The organism is Fuchsiella alkaliacetigena, assembly GCF_023227765.1.
GTDB lineage: Bacteria > Bacillota > Halanaerobiia > Halobacteroidales > Acetohalobiaceae > Fuchsiella > Fuchsiella alkaliacetigena.
In genome coordinates, this window is sequence record NZ_JALKBZ010000003.1 from 1 (window position 1) to 18,204 (window position 18,204).

Below are 18,204 nucleotides of genomic sequence, written 5' to 3' on the forward strand. Positions count from 1 at the left end.
AAAATCAATAAATCAGTAGCAATTATGTCTGGCAAATCAAGTAATTTTGTGATATTATATGATTGCATTTGTCCAAGCTCCTTTCTCTATTTTGAGTGTAGTTACTTAAATAATTAGAGAAAGCCTGGTCAAATGCATTTTTATTTTTGAAATTTACATATTTTTCTTCACAACATTAGTCAGAGATCCGATTTTTTTAAATTTATTTAGATTTAGCTAAATCTGTGCAATGTTTCTGTAATTATAAGCAGGAATAATGTATAGTTTTATTAGTTTTAAAAATGCTAAAATCAAGAATACTATCATAGCAAGGGATTAGAGTATTATGCAACTTTACTGTAATTCTGTTGCATAATACATATATTTACAATTTGACTTCTGATATTTCTAGTATTCTGTTATTTTATTTACCTATAGAATATATTAGTATTATTACATAGTAGTTTAAAAACCACCCTAAACCCTTACTTCGTAAGGGATTAAAAGATTTAATTTTTTTAACGAAATTAAAAATCAGGGGAAATATTCAGCTTTTGCTGTAATTCTATGGGTTTGACTTTCTGCTATTAAAATAGCTTGCTCTGCTGTACTCTCTTTAATTTGATCTGCTGACTTAGTTAGAGATACTTGCTGTTCTTCTACTCTATTCTCTTGCTGTTCTACTACTGTTGCACCTATATACTGCTCAAAGTCAAAGTTTCCTGCTGTCCTATGTATTCTGCTTTGATTTATGCAATAGTGAATAGCTTTGACTAATCCTTCTTCTCCATTTTTAATATTCTTAGCGTGGAACAGTTTTTGATCTTGATTAATTTTTTCTAATTCAAGTCCAAACTGATTATTAAACTTTTTGATAAAATATAACCTAGTCTGCTTTGTAATTTGATTTATATTTTTACCTAATGCTATTATATGCAAATGTGATTTTTCTTTGAATTGGCTTTTAATCTTATGTAGTTTATTTCTCTTGCTGCCTTTTCCTGCTGTATTTTCTTTCCCTCTATACATTAAAGTATCTACTCTATTTATAGGAGCATAGGGAGCTGGAGCTATTAATAAACTACAATTCCAGTTATTCTTTTTAATGTGATATTTCATAGACTCTATATAACTATGTGCTGTATTTTCTAGCTCTTTTTCTGATATATTTTTTGGTAGATTGATTGTTAATAATTTCATCTTCATCCAACTCCCCCCCCTTCAATGTAATTGCTTAGAATTAAATATAATCTGTTTTATTGATGTCTGCTTATCCCTATACTAGTCTGAAATTAAAACTGCTTAGAATTAAAAATAAGCAGGATTATAGCTACTTCTAATCTATTCTTCTACCCCAGTAATCTCTTTTATATATTTTCTTTGGTTTTTCTTTCTGCTTAAATCCCCATCTATCTCTACCTAATTCTAGCCTATGCCTTACTTTGTTGGCTTCTTTTTTTAATGCTTTTTGTGTACTTGCTATATTTTCAACTTCATTTTTCAACTCATCTATATCCAAACTAAGTCACCTCCTGTACTTCTATTTTTACATATTTTTTCAATTCTTCTTCTACTTCTGCTATTTTTTCTTTCAGTTCTGGTAGTTCTTTTTCTAGTTCCTCTACTTTCTCAAAGTCATGCTGATTATTTGCTATAGTTTTCTTGATATTTTCAAGCTGTTTTTGATACATTTTTTGCTTTTGATGTTGAGGATTCTTGCTATGTTTTTCTGCTCTTTTCTTTGTTCTAATCCACTTCAAAGTTCTTCGCTTGGTGTATTTGAATTCTTCTTTTTTGGTCTGATATTCCTGTTCTAGCTTTTCTTTTTCAGTCAAAAGGTCAGCTACTTCTTGTTGATCTACTAGTATTTCTTTTGATATATACAGTTTGATCACTCCTATAAAATAGTTTTAGCTGGAGAATATCATACCCCCAGCTATTAACAAGTCATCTATATAAACTCCTAAAAGAGAGGGAAGATAGTAGGCGGAGGTGTAGTGACCTACTATCTATCAGAAATAGCTAAAATCAGTCATTGATATAGTTCAGCACCAAATCCCTGACAACTGTAGATATATTTTCATTCTCTGGAATTTCATCTAATAGTTTTTTCTTAGTTTGAGGAGATACTCTGACAACTATGTTTTTTGATAGTTTCATTTTTTCACTCTCCTTTTTTAGTTGATTTTTACGATTTTTATGACCTTCATTATGTTATACTACTTTTTCACCAAATCTGTAAACCTTAAAAGTAAAACTTTTTTAATTTTTTTCTAAATCCAAAAATTATGATAGATTTTTTAGCATCTAACCCTTAGCTATTTTAAATAAAATAAGGGGCGGGGGATTAGAAAAAGTTAAACAAAGTGCCGGAGTTTGGTGTTAAATCTTTACTCTTTACTTTCATATTTTAAGCATATAGTAAGGCTATTCACCCCATATAGTATATTTTTATTTTTAAAATCGTAGTAATAATCGTAGTAATCTTATCTCAAATTACTTGAACTTAACTAAAAATAAATTCAAAAGGAAACTGCTATAATCACTATCATATCAAGGATTATTAAAGTTTTTAAAAATAATTAAAAATCTAAAACTTTAACATAATTTTAACATAGTTTTAACCTAACTGTAATAGAGAACTGTTACAATTGATTCGTATTAAAAAATAAGGTAATTAAAATAGGAGGAGAAAGATGATTAATTTATTTAGCAAAAAAGCAGTTGTATTATTAGTGATGTTGCTTACTTTTAGTTTGATAGCCGTAGGTTGTGGTGGTGGAGACGAGGTAACAGGAAATATTGAAGTTAGAGGTTCAGATACAATGGTTAACTTAGGACAGAGCTTAGCAGAAGCTTATATGGAAGAACAGACAGGGGTAGCAGTTTCAGTAACTGGTGGTGGCTCTGGAACAGGAATTGCAGCTTTAATAGATGACCGAGTCGATATAGCTAACGTTTCCCGTGCTATGAGTGAATCGGAGATTGAACAGGCCAATAATAATAATGTTGATCCTTTTGAAGTGGTAATCGGTATGGATGGACTGGCTGTTTTTGCTAATCAAGACTTGGGAATAGAAGAGTTAACTATGGATGAAGTAGGGGCTATATTTAGAGGTGAGATTACTAATTGGTCAGAGGTAGGCGGGCCCGATGCTGAAATTTCAATGTATGGTCGGCAGAGTAACTCCGGCACTTATGTTTTCTTTAGAGATAATGTATTAGGAGATGATTTCTCTGACGATGTAAGAAGAATGAACGGTACGGCGCAGATAGTAGAAGGAGTTAGAAGTGATAATCGGGCTATTGGTTACGGTGGGATTGGTTATACAGTGGATTCTAATAATGAAGTTGAAGATGGACTGACTGTGATTAGTATAGCTTTAGATGAAGACTCTGAATATGCTACTCCTCTAGAGCCGGAAAATGTAGAAACAGGTGAGTATCCCATTGCTAGACCTTTATATAACTACTTTAATGGTCAGCCTGAAGGAGCACAGTTGGACTATATAGAGTTTATTTTAAGTGAGGCTGGTCAAGAAGTAGCAGTTAGCACTGGTTTTTATCCGGTAAGTCCTGAGTATCAAGAGTTTAATGCTGAACAGCTTCAATAATAAGCAAAGTTTAAAGTCATTATCAGCTCCAAAATGTATTTTATTTTTGGAGCTGATTAAAGCTTGTTTTTGAATTTAATTATTAATTGCACTTCACAGGGAGGGATTTATCTTGACTGATCTTAGACTAGAACAGGAAGAAATTGAAATATCTAAGAAAGATAAGTTAACTAAGTATAAAGAAAAAGGGCTAAAGATCTTTTTTCTTCTAAATGGCATTTTGGCTATTATAGTTTTAGCAGGAATCTTTTATCTATTATTAAGTGAAGGCTTACCTACCTTTGAAGAGGTAAGTATTAGAGAATTTTTTACTTCTTTTAGGTGGAACCCTACTTCTCGTAATCCAGGCTATGGAATTCTTAGCTTGGTAATCAGTACTTTAGCGGTTACTATAGGGGCTTTGCTCTTTTCTGTGCCGGTAGGAATAGCCGCCGCCGCTTACTTAGCTGAGGTAGCCAGACCAAAAGAAAGAGAGATTTTAAAACCAGTTATTGAGATTTTAGCTAGTATTCCCTCAGTGGTAATTGGTTTTTTGGGAATAGTTTTATTGGGCCCTATTATTGCTAGAACCTTCGGTTTAAGTAACGGCTTAAATGTAATCAATGGTTCTATTCTCTTAGGAGTAATGGCCTTACCGACGATTATCAGTATCTCTGAAGATGCTATTTCGGCAGTACCTAAAGAGTATAAAGAGGCTTCTTTAGCTTTGGGTACTAATAGATGGCATACTTTAGTTAAGGTAACTATTCCCGCTGCTTTATCAGGGATTACAGCAGCCATAATGCTGGGGATGGGTCGAGCTATTGGTGAAACTATGGCCGTTTTAATGGCTACCGGAAATGCGCCGGCAGTACCTAGAAGTATTTTTTCTTCAATTAGAACTATGACTGCTACTATTGCTATTGAGTTAGGAGAAGTGCCCTTTAATACTACTCACTACCATTCTTTATTTGCAATTGGAGCAGTATTATTTGTAATGACTTTTCTGGTAAACTTAGTATCCGACTTGGTTCTCCATAAGTATGGGGAGGGTGAATAATGACAGATAACTTGAAACAGAAATTAGGTTTTGGAATTTTACGCTTATCGACGTGGTTAATTCTATTTATTTTATTTATTATTCTCTATGATATTATTTCTAAAGGAATAGGAGTAATCAGTTGGGAGTTCTTAACTACTGCTCCTAGAAGTGGAATGACTGAAGGAGGAATTTGGCCAGCAGTTATTGGTACGGTTCTGGTAACTATGATTACTGCTCTTTTTGCGGTACCGATTGGTGTTTTTGCAGCTATTTATTTAAATGAATATGCCTCACAAGGCAAGCTGACTAGAACAATTAGGATGGCTATTCGTAACTTAGCCGGAGTTCCTTCAATAGTCTATGGACTATTTGGTCTGGCTCTTTTTGTTAAAAACTTAGGCTTAGGAACTTCAGTATTATCGGCAGGTTTAACTTTAGGACTACTGACTTTACCAGTCACTATTACTGCTAGTGAAGAGGCTTTGAAATCAGTACCTAACTCATATCGACATGGCTCCTTAGCTTTAGGTGTTTCTAAATGGCATACTATTCGCCATAATGTACTTCCAAATGCTATTCCCGGGATTTTAACCGGAGCAATCTTAGGACTATCTAGAGCAGCTGGAGAGACGGCCCCGATTCTCTTTACTGGAGCAGCCTTCTTTTTGCCTAGAATACCAGACTCTTTAGGTAGTCAGTTTATGGCTTTACCTTACCACCTGTATATACTATCTACTCAGCACCATAGTATAGGTGTGGTTAGACCTATTGCTTACGGAACTGCTTTTGTGTTAATAGTTTTAGTTTTGATCTTAAACCTAGTAGCGATCTTTATTCGTTATCGATTTAGAAAAAATCTCAGCAAATAAATACCGTTTAAGGAGGTAACTATTGATGCTTCAAAATAGCAAAGAAAAGATTGTAATTAAGGACTTAAACTTCTTTTATAATGATTTTCAAGCTTTGAAAAATATTGATTTAAAAGTACCGGCTGAAAAAATAACAGCTTTAATTGGCCCCTCAGGCTGTGGTAAGTCTACTTTTTTGAGAACTCTTAATAGGATGAACGATTTGATTGACTGCACTAAAGTAAAAGGAGAGGTATTAATTGATGGGCATAATATTTATCAAAAAGGTTTGGATGTAGTAGAACTGCGTAAGCAGATCGGCATGGTCTTTCAAGATCCTAATCCTTTTCCTAAATCAATTTATGATAATGTTGCTTACGGGCCTAAAGCACACGGAATAAAGAATAAAGAAGTGCTTGATCAAATTGTAGAAGACAGTCTGAAAGCAGCAGCTTTATGGGATGAGGTTAAAGATAGATTAGATAAATCGGCTATGGATATTTCCGGCGGACAGCAGCAAAGACTATGTATTGCTCGAGCTTTAGCAGTAAATCCTGATATTTTATTAATGGATGAGCCTACTTCAGCTTTAGATCCCATTGCTACGGCTAAGATTGAAGAACTAATTAAAGATTTAAAGGAAGATTACACTATTGTAATTGTAACTCACAGTATGCAACAGGCAGCTCGCGTTTCCGATTATACTGCCTTTTTCTTATTGGGAGAAGTAATAGAACACGGGCCTACCGAAAAGATATTTGAAAGACCAGCAGATGAACGAACTGAGGACTACATTACGGGTCGTTTTGGTTAATGCTGATTATTAAAGAATAAAAGAGGAGTGAAATTCTATGGTCAGAAATAATTTTGATCAGGAGTTGGAAGACTTAAAACAAGACTTATTAAAGATGGGGAGCATGGTAGAAGAGGCTATTTATAAAGCAGTTACTTCTTTAAAAGAACAGGATGTAGAGTTAGCTAAAGAGGTAATGACTGAAGATGATCAAATCGATGAGTGTGAGATAGAGATTGAAAAGAAATGTATTCGCTTAATTGCTTTACAGCAGCCGGTGGCTCGTGACTTAAGAACTATCGGTATGATTTCTAAGATAATTACCGACTTAGAAAGAATGGGTGATTATTCCTTTAATATTGCCAAGATAACTATTACTATAGCTGATAAGCCTTTAATTAAACCTTTGATTGATATTCCTAAAATGACTGAAATCACCAGAGAGATGGTTAAGGAATGTCTTGATGCTTTTGTTAATTTAGATATTGAAAAGGCTGAAAAGGTAGCTAAGATGGATGAGAAAGTAGATGAGTTTGATGATCAGATTTTAAGAGAACTATTAACTTATATGATGGAAGACCCTTCCACTATTTCTCAAGCTACCTGTCTGATATTTGCTAGTAGATATTTAGAAAGAATTGCTGATCATACTACTAATATCTGCGAAAGAATTATTTATATGGTAACTGGAGAGAGGGTTAGTTTTTAGTAATAATATTTGACATTATGAACAAAATAACTTATAATACTTAGTAGATTGGACTTATAATTAGAATTATCTAAAGGAAGTTCCATTTAAAATCAAATATTTTATTGTTTCATCTTCGAATTAAATTGCCTACGGATATAGGTCTAAGGTGGTTTAAATGCGCTAGGGTGGATTGAGAAATCAGTTCACCTCCCGATAGATTTGGAAAGGAGATGTTTTTAGGTGCTTTTTTGAGTGCCATTGTTTATTAAGATATCCCTTTTTAGATCTAGGGATATCTTTTATTTTTTTAAAATTAAGAAAGGGGTTGAAAGTTATGAAAAAATTGCTGGTGTCTTTATTAATTATTTTAGTAATACTTGGTGGGGGAATATATCTTTCAAACTTAGGAGCAGATGATGATGGCTTATTAGTTTTTGCTGGAGCTGCTAGTAAGCCTGCAACTGAAGAAATAGTAGAGCTTTTTCAAGCAGAGACAGGGGTTAAAGTAAATGTTAACTTTGGTGGTTCGGGAACTGTTTTATCCCAAATGAAACTAAACCAACGGGGCGATATTTATTTTCCCGGCTCCTCAGACTATATGATTAAAGCTGAAGAAGAAGGGTTAGTTAAGCCAGATACTATAGAGTATGCAACTTATCTAGTTTCAGCTATTAATGTTCCTAAGGGTAATCCAAAAGATATTCAAAGTCTAGAAGATCTTTTAGAGCCTGGGGTTGAAGTAGGAATTGCTAATCCAGAATTTGTTTGTGTGGGAACTTATGCGGTAGAGGTAATTGAAAATAGTTTAAATGCTGAAGAGGTGGAGGCTTTGCGAGAGAATATAGTTTATTATGCTGACAGTTGTGCTTCTACTGCTAATGCTGCTGTTTTAGAAACGGTAGATGCAGTAATTGGTTGGCGAGTTTTTGAGGACTGGGAGCCGGAAAAGATTGAGACAATCCCTTTAGCTAAGGAGCAGGTATTGAGGTTCGGATATATTCCCATTGCTATTTCAGAGTTTAGTGAGAATGAAGAGTTGGCCCAAGAGTTTATTGACTTTATACAGTCGGAGTCGGGTCAGGAAGTTTTTAGAAAGTACGGTTATTTTATGAGCGTAGATGAAGCTGAAGAATGGTTAGGGGAGGAACGACCGGTTGGTGGTGAATATTCAGTGCCAGAGGAGTGGATTCAGTAGTGAACTTCAAAAGGGTTTCAATTGGCATAGTATTGACTTCATTTTTGATTTATGCAGTCTTGATTATTTCTCTCTTTTATTTTTTTGATATCGAGCGGTTTGCAGAGATTATTTTTTCGCGTCGGGTCTTATTTTCGCTCCGCTTAAGTTTGATTACAGCCACTATTTCCACTTTAATATCAGTTATAATTGCTATTCCTGCTGCTTATGCGTTATCTCGTTTTGATTTTGTTGCTAAAGACTTAATTGATACCTTATTTGAGTTACCAATGGTTGTTTCACCAGCAGCTTTAGGGGCAATGTTACTTATCTTTTTTAATAATCCTTTAGGAAGTTGGATTCAGGATAACTATATTCGCTTTGTTTTTACAGCTTCGGGGATTGTATTAGCCCAGTTTATTACTATTTTAGGTATTGCTATTAGATTAGTTAAAGCAGTATTGGATGAAATTCCTGAGCGTTATGAAAAAGTAGCTCGCTCTCTAGGCTCATCATCTTTTAACTCGTTTATGACTATTACCTTTCCTTTAGCTAAGAGGGGGATTTTTGCTAGTGGGATATTAGTTTGGGCCAAGGCTTTAGGAGAATTTGGTGCTACAATTACTATTGCTGGAACTATGGCTATGCAGACTGAAACTTTACCAGTAGCGATTTTTATGCGGATTTCAGTAGCTGATATAACTGGGGCTATGAGCTTAATCTTAATTTTAATTATAGTAGGTTTAGGAACATTATATGGAGTGAGGATTTTTTGGAGGGAATCACTATATGATTGAGGTTAAAGATTTAAGAATAGATTTAGGTAGTTTTGTGGTTGAAGATATTTCATTGACTGTAGAAGAAGGCACTTGTCATGTGATTATTGGCCCAACCGGAAGTGGGAAAACATTAATTTTAGAATCAATGATTGGTTTTAGGGAGTTTGATACGGGGGCTGTTTTTGTTGATGATAAAGAAATTAGTGAACTTCCTGTTGAAAAGAGGGGAGTTTCTTATGTTCCGCAGGATTTAGCTATTTTTCCTCACTTAACGGTTAAAGAGAATATTATGTATAGTTTGAATGTTAATAAAATTAAGGAGCAAAAAAGATATCAATTTGTGATGGAATTGGCTGATAAGCTAGGGATTACGCATTTATTAAATAGGGCAGCTAAGAATCTCAGTGGGGGAGAAGAACAGCGAGTAGCTTTGGTAAGAGCATTAGCTGTTGGAAATAATTTTTTGTTATTGGATGAACCCTTTTCGGCCTTGCATGAAGGTATGAAGAAGGATTTATGGTTGTTATTAAAAGAGATACAAGCAGAATATAATTTGACAATTTTGATGATTACTCATGATTTAGAAGAAGCTTTCTTTTTAGGTGACCAGTTGAGCTTAATGATCAATGGCAAAATTCATCAGAGTGGTAATAAGAAGTGTATTTATCAACGACCAGCTACCATAGAAGTAGCTAATTTTTTTGGGATTAAGAATCTGTTTTCAACTCGAGTTTTGGAAGTGCAAAGCAAGAAGCTAATTGTGGAATCTGATGAATTAGCTACGAAACTAGAGCTACCTTACTTAGAAAAGGATAAAAATAAATTAACAAGGGAAAATAAAGTACAAGTTGGGATTAGGGCTGAAGAGGTAATGATTCTTAAAAATAAATCTGAAAGACCTGATAGAGATAATTTATTAACTGGAGAAGTAATAAATATTTTTGAAAAAGGAGCTTATAATACTGTGTTGGTTGAACCCCGAGATTCTAAGCAACAGATAGAAGTAAGTATTCCTAACCATGCTTTTCAACAATTAGAAATTGAAAGGGATAAACAAGTGATTGTTTCTCTCAAAAGTAAGAGTTTATTTTATATTTTGGACTAAAAAGAGCACGTATTATGAACAATGGAGTAGAAATTTTTGTTCATAACACGTGCTTGTGGGAGGTGAAAATAGATAGTATTTATTTCGCTTTTTTATCTGCAACAGCATCGTATTCATTGCGCTGTTCATAATTAGTATGCAACAGTCGGTGAGCTTCTCCACTGAGTGGTTTAACTAAGAACTCATCGTATAGCTTTTGTACTTGCGGATTTTCGTGAGACTTTCTAATTTCGTCGCTTTGATCTATACTGTAAAGACCTTGAGCCCGCTTCAGTTTAATCTCAGTATTGGTGGGTAAAGGCTGACCTCCGCCACCTACGCAGCCAGTAGGGCAGGCCATTACTTCTATAAAGTGGTATTCTGCTTCTCCGGCTTGGATTTTATCGATTAGTTGAGCCGCATTGGCTAGACCGTGAGTAGCTGCCACTTTAATTGTTCTTTCGTTGATCTCAATTTCTGCTTCTTTAGCACCTTCGATACCTCGTACTTCTTCAAACTCTAACTCCTTTAATTCATCCTTAGTTAAGACTTCATAGACTGTTCGCAAAGCAGCTTCCATTACTCCCCCAGTAGTACCAAAGATAACCGAAGCACCACTGTGAGTTCCCATCAATTCATCAAACTCTTCATTTTCTGCTTCCAGACTACTAAAGCAGATTCCTACTTCTTTGATCATTCGAGCTAATTCACGAGTAGTTAATACAGCATCAGTATCCTTGTAGCCGCTATCGTTCATCTCAGCGCGATCCTTTTCAAACTTCTTAGCTGTACAAGGCATAATAGCAACGGTATAGATATCTTGCGGGTCAATTCCGGTTTTTTCAGCATAATAGGTCTTAGCTAAGGCTGAAAACATCTGCTGAGGTGATTTAGCTGTAGATAGATTAGGCAGTAGTTCTGGGTAGTTGTGTTCACAAAACTTAACCCAGCCTGGACAACAAGAGGTCAGCTGTGGTAATTTGCGACCTGTTTGAAAGCGATTTAATAGTTCGTTTCCCTCTTCCATGATCGTTAAATCAGCAGCAAAATCAGTAGAAAAGACCTTATCAAAGCCTAGCTTTCTTAAAGAAGCCACCAGTTTATCAGTGACTACGCTACCAGGGGTTAATCCAAACTCTTCTCCTAAAGTTGCTTCAATGGAAGGAGCTGTCTGTACTACTACGTGCTTGCTATCATCTTCTAGCGCCTTCCAAACCTGGTCTATCTCTCGAATTTCAGTAATAGCTCCCGTAGGGCAGACAGTAGCGCACTGACCACAGTTAGCACAGTTAATATCCTTTTTGGGTAGATTAAAAGCAGTAGTTACTACCGAATTGAAGCCCCGATTAGTAAAGTCTAAAGCCGAAACTCCCTGTATTTCTTCACAGAGCCTAACACAGCGACCACAGAGTATGCATTTGCTGGGCTCCTGCTTTAAAGAGGGCCCGATTTTAATAGCCGGATGATTCTTAGGCTCAATAGGTAGATCTATTTCGCTGATCCCTAGATTATGAGCTATATCCTGTAGCTCACAGCTTCCGTTTCTATCGCAGGTCAAACATTCATTAGGGTGGCTAGCTAATAAGAGCTCTACATTCATTCGGCGAGCCTGTCTGGCTCTAGCACTATTTACTTTTAGCTTCATTCCTTCCTCAGCTAAACTTACGCAGGAAGCTAATAAGTTACCACTTTCTAAGTCTTCGACGTCGCAGACCCGACAAGAACCATACTCAGTCAAATCAGGATGGTAACAGAGAGTAGGTATTTCAATACCTAACTTACGAGCAGCTTCCAAAATAGTAGTTCCTGACTCTACTGTAACCTGTTGTCCTTCAATAGTTAAAGTAATTTCACTCATCTTTTTCTCACTCCTTTGCAGTATAGGTTCATTATTCTCTAAATATAGCGTCAACCGGACACTCATCCACACAGTTTTCACAGGCAATACAGACTTCACTTCTGATTCTATGGGCTTCTTTTTTTGCTCCAGCAATTGCTTCCACCGGACAGGCATCTTTACAAGAAGTACAGCCTACACAGGCCTCTGCATCGATTTTAAAGTCGCCTAATAACTCCGGACAGACTCCTCCTGGACATTTGCGTTGTTGGATATGAGCTTCATACTCATCTCTAAAGTACTTTAGAGTACTCAATACTGGATTAGGAGCTGTCTGACCTAAGCCACATAGAGAAGTATCTTTAATATTATAACTTAATCTCTCCAAACGCTCGATATCTCCAGCTTGACCTTCGCCAGCAGTAATTCTATTTAAAATCTTCAGCATTAGTCTAGTACCTTCACGACAAGGAGTACACTTACCACAGGATTCGCTTTGGGTAAAATCCAAGAAAAAGCTAGCTACATCAACCATGCAGGTATCTTCATCCATTACCACTAAACCACCAGAACCCATCATTGCTCCCGCTTCAATTAAGGAGTCATAGTCAATAGGTAACTCTAATTTATCTTCAGGTAAACAGCCACCGGAGGGCCCGCCTATCTGTACTGCTTTAAACTCTTTACCATCACTAATTCCGCCCCCAATATCATAAATGATTTCCTGCATACTAATTCCCATCGGTACCTCCACTAAACCGGTATTATTGATCTTACCAGTTAGAGCAAAAACCTTAGTTCCTTTACTATTCTCTGTACCAATAGAATTAAAGGCTTCAGCTCCTTCCAAAATAATATAGGGAACGTTAGCTAAAGTTTCTACATTGTTAATATTTGAAGGCTTTCCCCATAATCCTTTTTGAGCTGGAAAGGGAGGCCTAGGTCTAGGCATACCTCTTTCTCCTTCAATAGAAGCCATCAAAGCTGTCTCTTCACCACAAACAAAGGCTCCAGCTCCAGCTTTAATATGCAGTTCAAAGCTGAAATTACTGCCAAAGATATTTTCACCTAATACCCCTTCTTCATTGGCTTGTTCAATTGCTCTTTGTAGGCGTTCAATAGCTAAAGGATATTCAGCTCTAACATAGACATATCCTTCATCGGCTCCGATTGCATAGGCATTAATCACCATTCCTTCTATGATGCGATGGGGATCACTTTCTAATAAACTGCGATCCATAAAAGCACCCGGGTCTCCTTCATCAGCATTACAGATAACATACTTTTTATCTCCTTGAGCATCACGAGCAAACTGCCATTTCAATCCAGTCGGGAAACCACCTCCGCCTCGACCTCGTAAACCAGACTCTTTAACTTCTTGAACTACTTCCTCAGGCTCTAATTCTGTTAAAGCTTTTTTAAGTCCTAGATAGCCATCTTGCTTTTTATAATCATCGATTTCAAGAGGATCTATATAACCACAGTTTATTAAAGCAATCTGTTGTTGTTTTTTATAAAAATCTATTTCCTTATAATTAGCTATTTTTTCTTTGCTTATTGGATCTTGATAGAGTAATCGTTCTACAATATTATTTTCTTTAATATGCTCTGTTACTATTTCTTCAATATCCTCGGGCTTAATTTCACAGTAAAATACACCATCAGGATAGGTAATTACAATCGGCCCTTTTTCACAAAAACCGTGACAGCCAGTTTGAACTAACTTTATTTCTTCACTTAGATTATTTTTATTTAGTTCATCTTCTAGAGCGTTTTTAACCTCTTCACATCCAGAAGAAATACAACCAGTACCTCCACAGACTAAAATTTGTGAACTATGAATAGTTTCTTTCATTTTTTTGTCCCCCCTTGCTTATAATTATCCTTAACTTAAACTGAACAAGAAAGTCTTCACTTTCACAAAGTTTCTAAGCATACTGAGTTATAATCTCAGGTACGTCATCAGGTACTAAACGACCGTGAGTATTATCGTTGACCATGATTACCGGAGCTAAGCCGCAAGCGCCTATACAGGCTACCGATTCCATAGTAAATTTCAGATCTTCAGTAGTTTCATTGGCTTCAATATCTAACTCCTTTTTAAACTTCTCCAAAATCTTAGTACCGCCTCTAACGTGGCAAGCAGTACCCATACAGATTCTAATAATATTTTCACCGCGTGGTTCTAAATGAAATTGAGAATAGAAGGTTACTACTCCGTATACTCGGCTAAAAGGTAAGTTTAAACCTGCTGCTATCTCTGCTAAGACTTCCGCGGGCAAATAACCATATTCTTCCTGGCTATTCTGTAAAACAGGAATTAAATCTTTTTGTGTTCCTTCATATTGCTTTAGTATTTCTTTTAAAGGAGCAAAATACTTTTCTCTGTTTTCTTCACATGTACAGTTCATTTTTATTCCCCCTTTATAGTTGATAGCTTTATAGTTCAAATATCAAGGTTGTTCTTCGCTTCACAATCATTATATTACACTTAAGGATATTTGTAAAGGGGAAAAGTAAGTTTTTTGGGAAAAATTTCTCAAGGATCTATAAGTTTAGACATAAAAAAAATAGCACCTATTATACTTTGAATATAACAGGTGCTAAAGAGAGGGAGAGGAAAACTTAACATCAAACTTGTTACTTGCTTCACAATCATTATACTATAATTTCTTTTCTTTGTAAAGGGGATATCGATACTTTTTTCACATTTTAAGTTTTTATTTTTAATTGATAAAGCTAAATGGTATAAAATGAAGGAGTAGCTTGGCTATTTATAGAATAATATCTATAACATATTTATAAATCTAGCGAAGGACGGTTTTGCTAATAGTGAAAGATTATAAGCAAGATAAAGATTTTTTGAGAAGGGAAAATAATAAGTCGACTGTCAATAAGAGTGGACTCAGGATTACTAAAAAAGTATTTAGACTGTTTTTCATTATTTTAATTTTAGTTTTTTTAGTTAATCTTTTTATTTATAATCCTGAGGAAGTAGTAATGACAGAATATGGGCAGGTGAGAGAAGAATATCAAACTACAGCTTTATTTGTTAGGGATGAGACTGTAAAGTATGCTCCTACTTCTGGAAAGTTAAATTTAAAAGTTGAAGCAGGACAGAGGGTACGTCCTGGTACTTTAATTGTGCAACTTGAAGGGAGAGGTGAAGATTATCGATTATATAGTTATCAAAGTGGTTTGGTTAGTTATCAGTTAGATGGTTTAGAGTCTACTTTAACTCTTAGTAATTTAGAAAGTTTAACTTACCAAAAGTTTCAGGAATTAAGCTATAAGTTTAAACAGGTTGAAGAGGAGGAGGTTGTAAATTCAGGTAGGCCTATTTTTAAAGTAGTAAATAACTTTGAGCTTTATCTAGTTGCTGCTATTCCTAAGGCAAAAGTAGATCTTTTTAACTTAGGGGCTGGAATTAAATTGGAGTTGTTAAATTTTGAAGGTCATAACTCTTTAGCTAGAGTAGAAAGGATAATTTCTAGTGAGCCTAAGAGCTTAGTAGTTTTTAAAGTTAGAAGTTTCTTGCCCCTATTTACCAAACTAAGAAAAGCAGAAGTGAACTTAATAAGCTCTACATATAACGGTATTGTAGTTCCAACTTCGGCTTTAATTAAACAAGATGATCGCTTAGGTGTAGTACTTTTAGAGGGGAATACGCCTGAGTTTAAAGAGGTAAGAGTTTTAAAGGTAGGTGAAAATAAAGCTGTAGTGCAGGGGATTGAGTTTGGACTTAAAGTTTCTACGAATCCTAGTGGAAAGGTGGAGTGAGAATTATGAAAAAGACTTTTGTATTAGATACCAATGTATTAATTCATGATCCAACGGCTCTCTTTGCTTTTGATGATAATGATGTTGTAATTCCTATTGTAGTGATTGAGGAGATAGATGCCTTAAAGAGTCGTCAAGATACTGTAGGTAAGAATGCTCGGGCCGTTTCTCGTTATTTAGATGAGTTAAGAGAACTTGGTAGACTCTATGATAAAGTTAAGCTCAAAAGTGGTGGCACTTTGAAGGTAGAGTTCAATCATCAAGTGGAGGACTTATTACCTTCAGGCTTGGAGGAAAAAGAGGATAATAGAATTTTAGCTACTGCTTTGGGACTTAAGGAAGCTGTTGCTGACGATGCGCCGGTTATCTTAGTGACTAAAGATATTAATATGAGAATTAAGTCCGATGCTTTGGGAGTTGTAGCAGAGGACTATGAAACTAATAAAGTGGATATTGAAGAGCTATATAGTGGTTTAACTAATTTGCAGGTAGATGCTGAAAAGATAGATCAATTTCATGACCAGGGTAAACTGAGTAGTCAGGCTGAGCTATATCCTAATCAGTTCGTATTATTAGAGGATAACTTAGGAGGCTCTCAATCTGCTTTAGGTAGGTATGATGTGGAGTCTGATTCTATTAAAAGTTTAATGATCCAAAATCCTAACATTTGGGGAATTAAGCCTAGAAACAAAGAACAGCATTGTGCTTTTGAGCTACTTTTAAATGATGCAATTAAGCTAGTTACTTTAGTGGGGAAGGCAGGGACAGGAAAGACTCTTTTAGCCTTAGCTGCTGGTTTAGAAAAGGTAGTAGAGGAGAGAATTTTCAATAAATTATTGATAACTCGTCCGGTGGTGCCGATGGGGAATGATTTAGGTTATTTGCCTGGGGATATAGAGGATAAACTACGTCCTTGGATGCAGCCTATCTATGATAATATGGAGTTTTTAGTTAGCAGTGATTCTGAAGACGATAAAGCAAGTAATATGATCCAAGACTTGCAGCAGATGGGCTTAGTAGAGTTGGAAGCTTTAACTTATATTCGTGGGCGTAGCATTCCTAAACAGTTTATTATTATTGATGAAGCTCAGAACTTAACTCCTCATGAGGTAAAGACGATCATTACTAGAGCTGGGGAGGATACTAAGATTGTATTGACTGGTGATCCTTATCAGATAGATCATCCTTATTTAGATAGTTGTAGTAATGGTTTAACTTATTTAGCGCAAAACTTTAAAGATCAGGGAATTGCAGGGCATATTACCTTTAATAAAGGAGAACGTTCAGAATTGGCAGAGATAGCAGCTTCGATTTTATAAGTAAATTTTTAATGAAAATATATCTTTAAATTGTATTCCTTTTTTCATTGATTAAGCAGGATAGTTATTCTATTTCAAGAAGTAATCATTTAGGAAGGGGTTGAATATGTCAGTAATAGAGAAAAACTTGAAAAAACTAAGAGATAAAATTGAAACTGCAGCTTCTAAAGTCGGTCGAGAAAGTAGTGAAGTAAAGTTAGTAGCTGTTACTAAAGGCAGAAGTTGTGCTGAAATTGAAGAACTTATTAAGTTAGGAGTAACTGATTTAGCAGAGAGTAGAGTACAAGAATTACGAGATAAGTATTTAGAATTAGCAGCAGATATTAACTGGCATATGATTGGCCATCTTCAGAGAAATAAAGTTAAGTATATTGCTCGAATGGAAAACTGTAACTTAATTCATTCTTTAGATAGCTTTCGTTTAGCTAAAAGAATAAATAAGAGAGCTGAAATGGAAAATAGAATACTGAATACTTTAGTCCAAGTTAATATAGCCAAGGATGAAAATAAATTTGGTTTAATGCCCGAGAAACTAAAGGAATATTTAAAAGAAATTTCAGTTTTTGAGCATCTTCAGGTTAAAGGTTTGATGACAATGGTGCCTTATGTGGATGATCCTGAAGAGGTAAGAGATTACTTTAAAGGTATGAAGGAGCTGTTTGAAGAAATTAAAATAGCAGCAATTCCAGGAGTCGAGATGCAGGAACTATCAATGGGAATTAGTAATGATTATCAGGTGGCTATTGAAGAAGGAGCAACTATGGTTAGAATTGGTTCAGCTATATTTGGGCCCCGTAAGTATTAAGTTGTTAAAATAAGTTAATTATTGAGGTGGAAAGAGGTGAAAGAGAAGATATTACAACAAATAGCTGATTTTTTGGGCTTTAAGGAGTTATATGAAGAGGACTGTGTAAATGCAGTTAATGATAAAAGTTTGCAGGGTCAAGAGCAGAATAAGGTAGTTAAACTTCATTCTTATGCTGAGAAGGAATTATTTGTAGTTAAACCTAATAAGTTTGAGGATGCTGCTACTATTGCTGATAAGTTGAAAGAACAGCAACCGGTGATTCTTGATTTACAAGAAACTGATGTACCTTTAGCTGCTAAGATAATAGACTTTATAAGTGGAGCTTCTTATGCTTTGGATGGTCATCGGGAAAAGTTAAGTGATAAAATATTTTTGTTTACTCCGCAGAATTTAAAGATTAATAATCAAGAACAGAGTATTAAAGAGAAGTTAGATTTGAAATTTTTGACTGACTAAGTATAAATTATAGATTTAAAT

The 18,204-nt window shown here is 35.2% G+C and carries 19 protein-coding genes and 1 riboswitch; of the genes, 12 read left to right on the plus strand and 7 right to left on the minus strand.

The genetic code is table 11. From position 1 onward, the window contains the following. Nucleotides 1–513: 513 nt before the first annotated feature. The 4 genes from MWH30_RS01295 to MWH30_RS13755 form a co-directional block, all read right to left on the minus strand. On the minus strand, nucleotides 514–1,185 hold the full coding sequence (locus MWH30_RS01295) for a hypothetical protein (protein WP_248662232.1): 672 nt from the start codon (nucleotides 1,183–1,185) through the stop codon (nucleotides 514–516). Nucleotides 1,186–1,315: 130 nt separating this feature from the next. Further along, nucleotides 1,316–1,498 carry a hypothetical protein gene (locus MWH30_RS01300; protein WP_248662233.1) on the minus strand — a complete coding sequence of 61 codons (183 nt, stop codon included), beginning with the start codon at nucleotides 1,496–1,498 and terminating at the stop codon, nucleotides 1,316–1,318. A gap of 1 nt (nucleotide 1,499) precedes the next feature. Then, the gene (locus MWH30_RS01305; RefSeq protein WP_248662234.1) at nucleotides 1,500–1,814 is read right to left on the minus strand and encodes a hypothetical protein; all 315 of its coding nucleotides are present in this window, start codon (nucleotides 1,812–1,814) and stop codon (nucleotides 1,500–1,502) included. A 193-nt stretch (nucleotides 1,815–2,007) separates the two neighbouring features. Then, nucleotides 2,008–2,139 (minus strand): hypothetical protein, encoded by a 132-nt coding sequence (locus MWH30_RS13755; protein WP_282706118.1) that lies wholly within the window; start codon nucleotides 2,137–2,139, stop codon nucleotides 2,008–2,010. Between the two features lie 536 nt (nucleotides 2,140–2,675). Here MWH30_RS13755 and MWH30_RS01310 point away from each other — a divergent pair. From MWH30_RS01310 to MWH30_RS01345, 8 genes are all read left to right on the plus strand, one after another. After that, nucleotides 2,676–3,593 carry a PstS family phosphate ABC transporter substrate-binding protein gene (locus tag MWH30_RS01310; protein ID WP_248662235.1) on the plus strand — a complete coding sequence of 306 codons (918 nt, stop codon included), beginning with the start codon at nucleotides 2,676–2,678 and terminating at the stop codon, nucleotides 3,591–3,593. 196 nt (nucleotides 3,594–3,789) lie between these two features. Next, entirely contained in the window at nucleotides 3,790–4,632 is an 843-nt protein-coding gene (gene pstC / locus MWH30_RS01315; protein WP_372494113.1) for a phosphate ABC transporter permease subunit PstC, read from the plus strand. Beyond that, on the plus strand, nucleotides 4,632–5,483 hold the full coding sequence (pstA, locus tag MWH30_RS01320; RefSeq protein ID WP_248662237.1) for a phosphate ABC transporter permease PstA: 852 nt from the start codon (nucleotides 4,632–4,634) through the stop codon (nucleotides 5,481–5,483). Before pstC ends, pstA begins: the two co-directional genes overlap by 1 nt. A 25-nt stretch (nucleotides 5,484–5,508) precedes the next feature. Next, the gene (pstB, locus tag MWH30_RS01325; protein WP_248662238.1) at nucleotides 5,509–6,276 is read left to right on the plus strand and encodes a phosphate ABC transporter ATP-binding protein PstB; all 768 of its coding nucleotides are present in this window, start codon (nucleotides 5,509–5,511) and stop codon (nucleotides 6,274–6,276) included. A 37-nt stretch (nucleotides 6,277–6,313) separates the two neighbouring features. Continuing rightward, nucleotides 6,314–6,964, plus strand: coding sequence for a phosphate signaling complex protein PhoU (gene phoU, locus MWH30_RS01330; RefSeq protein WP_248662239.1), 651 nt, complete (start codon nucleotides 6,314–6,316; stop codon nucleotides 6,962–6,964). 101 nt (nucleotides 6,965–7,065) lie between these two features. Beyond that, nucleotides 7,066–7,192, plus strand: a riboswitch (molybdenum cofactor riboswitch). Nucleotides 7,193–7,280: 88 nt separating this feature from the next. Then, nucleotides 7,281–8,141 carry a molybdate ABC transporter substrate-binding protein gene (modA, locus tag MWH30_RS01335; protein ID WP_248662240.1) on the plus strand — a complete coding sequence of 287 codons (861 nt, stop codon included), beginning with the start codon at nucleotides 7,281–7,283 and terminating at the stop codon, nucleotides 8,139–8,141. After that, a complete protein-coding gene (locus tag MWH30_RS01340; protein WP_248662241.1) occupies nucleotides 8,141–8,917 on the plus strand; it encodes an ABC transporter permease in 777 nt (258 codons plus the stop codon). The genes modA and MWH30_RS01340 overlap by 1 nt, the downstream gene beginning before the upstream one ends. Beyond that, nucleotides 8,910–10,004 carry an ABC transporter ATP-binding protein gene (locus MWH30_RS01345; RefSeq protein WP_248662242.1) on the plus strand — a complete coding sequence of 365 codons (1,095 nt, stop codon included), beginning with the start codon at nucleotides 8,910–8,912 and terminating at the stop codon, nucleotides 10,002–10,004. The genes MWH30_RS01340 and MWH30_RS01345 overlap by 8 nt, the downstream gene beginning before the upstream one ends. Nucleotides 10,005–10,083: 79 nt before the next feature. Here the strand turns inward: MWH30_RS01345 and MWH30_RS01350 are convergent, their stop codons facing one another. From MWH30_RS01350 to nuoE, 3 genes are all read right to left on the minus strand, one after another. After that, a complete protein-coding gene (locus MWH30_RS01350; protein WP_248662243.1) occupies nucleotides 10,084–11,841 on the minus strand; it encodes an NADH-dependent [FeFe] hydrogenase, group A6 in 1,758 nt (585 codons plus the stop codon). 31 nt (nucleotides 11,842–11,872) lie between these two features. Then, complete coding sequence (nuoF, locus tag MWH30_RS01355; RefSeq protein WP_248662244.1) at nucleotides 11,873–13,675, minus strand: NADH-quinone oxidoreductase subunit NuoF; 1,803 nt, start codon at nucleotides 13,673–13,675, stop codon at nucleotides 11,873–11,875. Between the two features lie 73 nt (nucleotides 13,676–13,748). Continuing rightward, the gene (gene nuoE, locus MWH30_RS01360) at nucleotides 13,749–14,231 is read right to left on the minus strand and encodes an NADH-quinone oxidoreductase subunit NuoE (RefSeq protein ID WP_248662245.1); all 483 of its coding nucleotides are present in this window, start codon (nucleotides 14,229–14,231) and stop codon (nucleotides 13,749–13,751) included. 421 nt (nucleotides 14,232–14,652) lie between these two features. Between nuoE and MWH30_RS01365 the strand changes: the two genes are divergently transcribed. The 4 genes from MWH30_RS01365 to MWH30_RS01380 all read left to right on the plus strand — a co-directional run bounded on the left by MWH30_RS01365 (nucleotide 14,653) and on the right by MWH30_RS01380 (nucleotide 18,183). Continuing rightward, nucleotides 14,653–15,600 (plus strand): biotin/lipoyl attachment domain-containing protein, encoded by a 948-nt coding sequence (locus MWH30_RS01365; RefSeq protein WP_248662246.1) that lies wholly within the window; start codon nucleotides 14,653–14,655, stop codon nucleotides 15,598–15,600. A 5-nt stretch (nucleotides 15,601–15,605) separates the two neighbouring features. Further along, the gene (locus MWH30_RS01370) at nucleotides 15,606–16,919 is read left to right on the plus strand and encodes a PhoH family protein (RefSeq protein WP_248662247.1); all 1,314 of its coding nucleotides are present in this window, start codon (nucleotides 15,606–15,608) and stop codon (nucleotides 16,917–16,919) included. A gap of 106 nt (nucleotides 16,920–17,025) precedes the next feature. Next, a complete protein-coding gene (locus MWH30_RS01375; RefSeq protein WP_248662248.1) occupies nucleotides 17,026–17,724 on the plus strand; it encodes a YggS family pyridoxal phosphate-dependent enzyme in 699 nt (232 codons plus the stop codon). 36 nt (nucleotides 17,725–17,760) lie between these two features. Continuing rightward, on the plus strand, nucleotides 17,761–18,183 hold the full coding sequence (locus MWH30_RS01380) for a cell division protein SepF (protein WP_248662249.1): 423 nt from the start codon (nucleotides 17,761–17,763) through the stop codon (nucleotides 18,181–18,183). The last annotated feature ends 21 nt before the right edge of the window (nucleotides 18,184–18,204 follow it).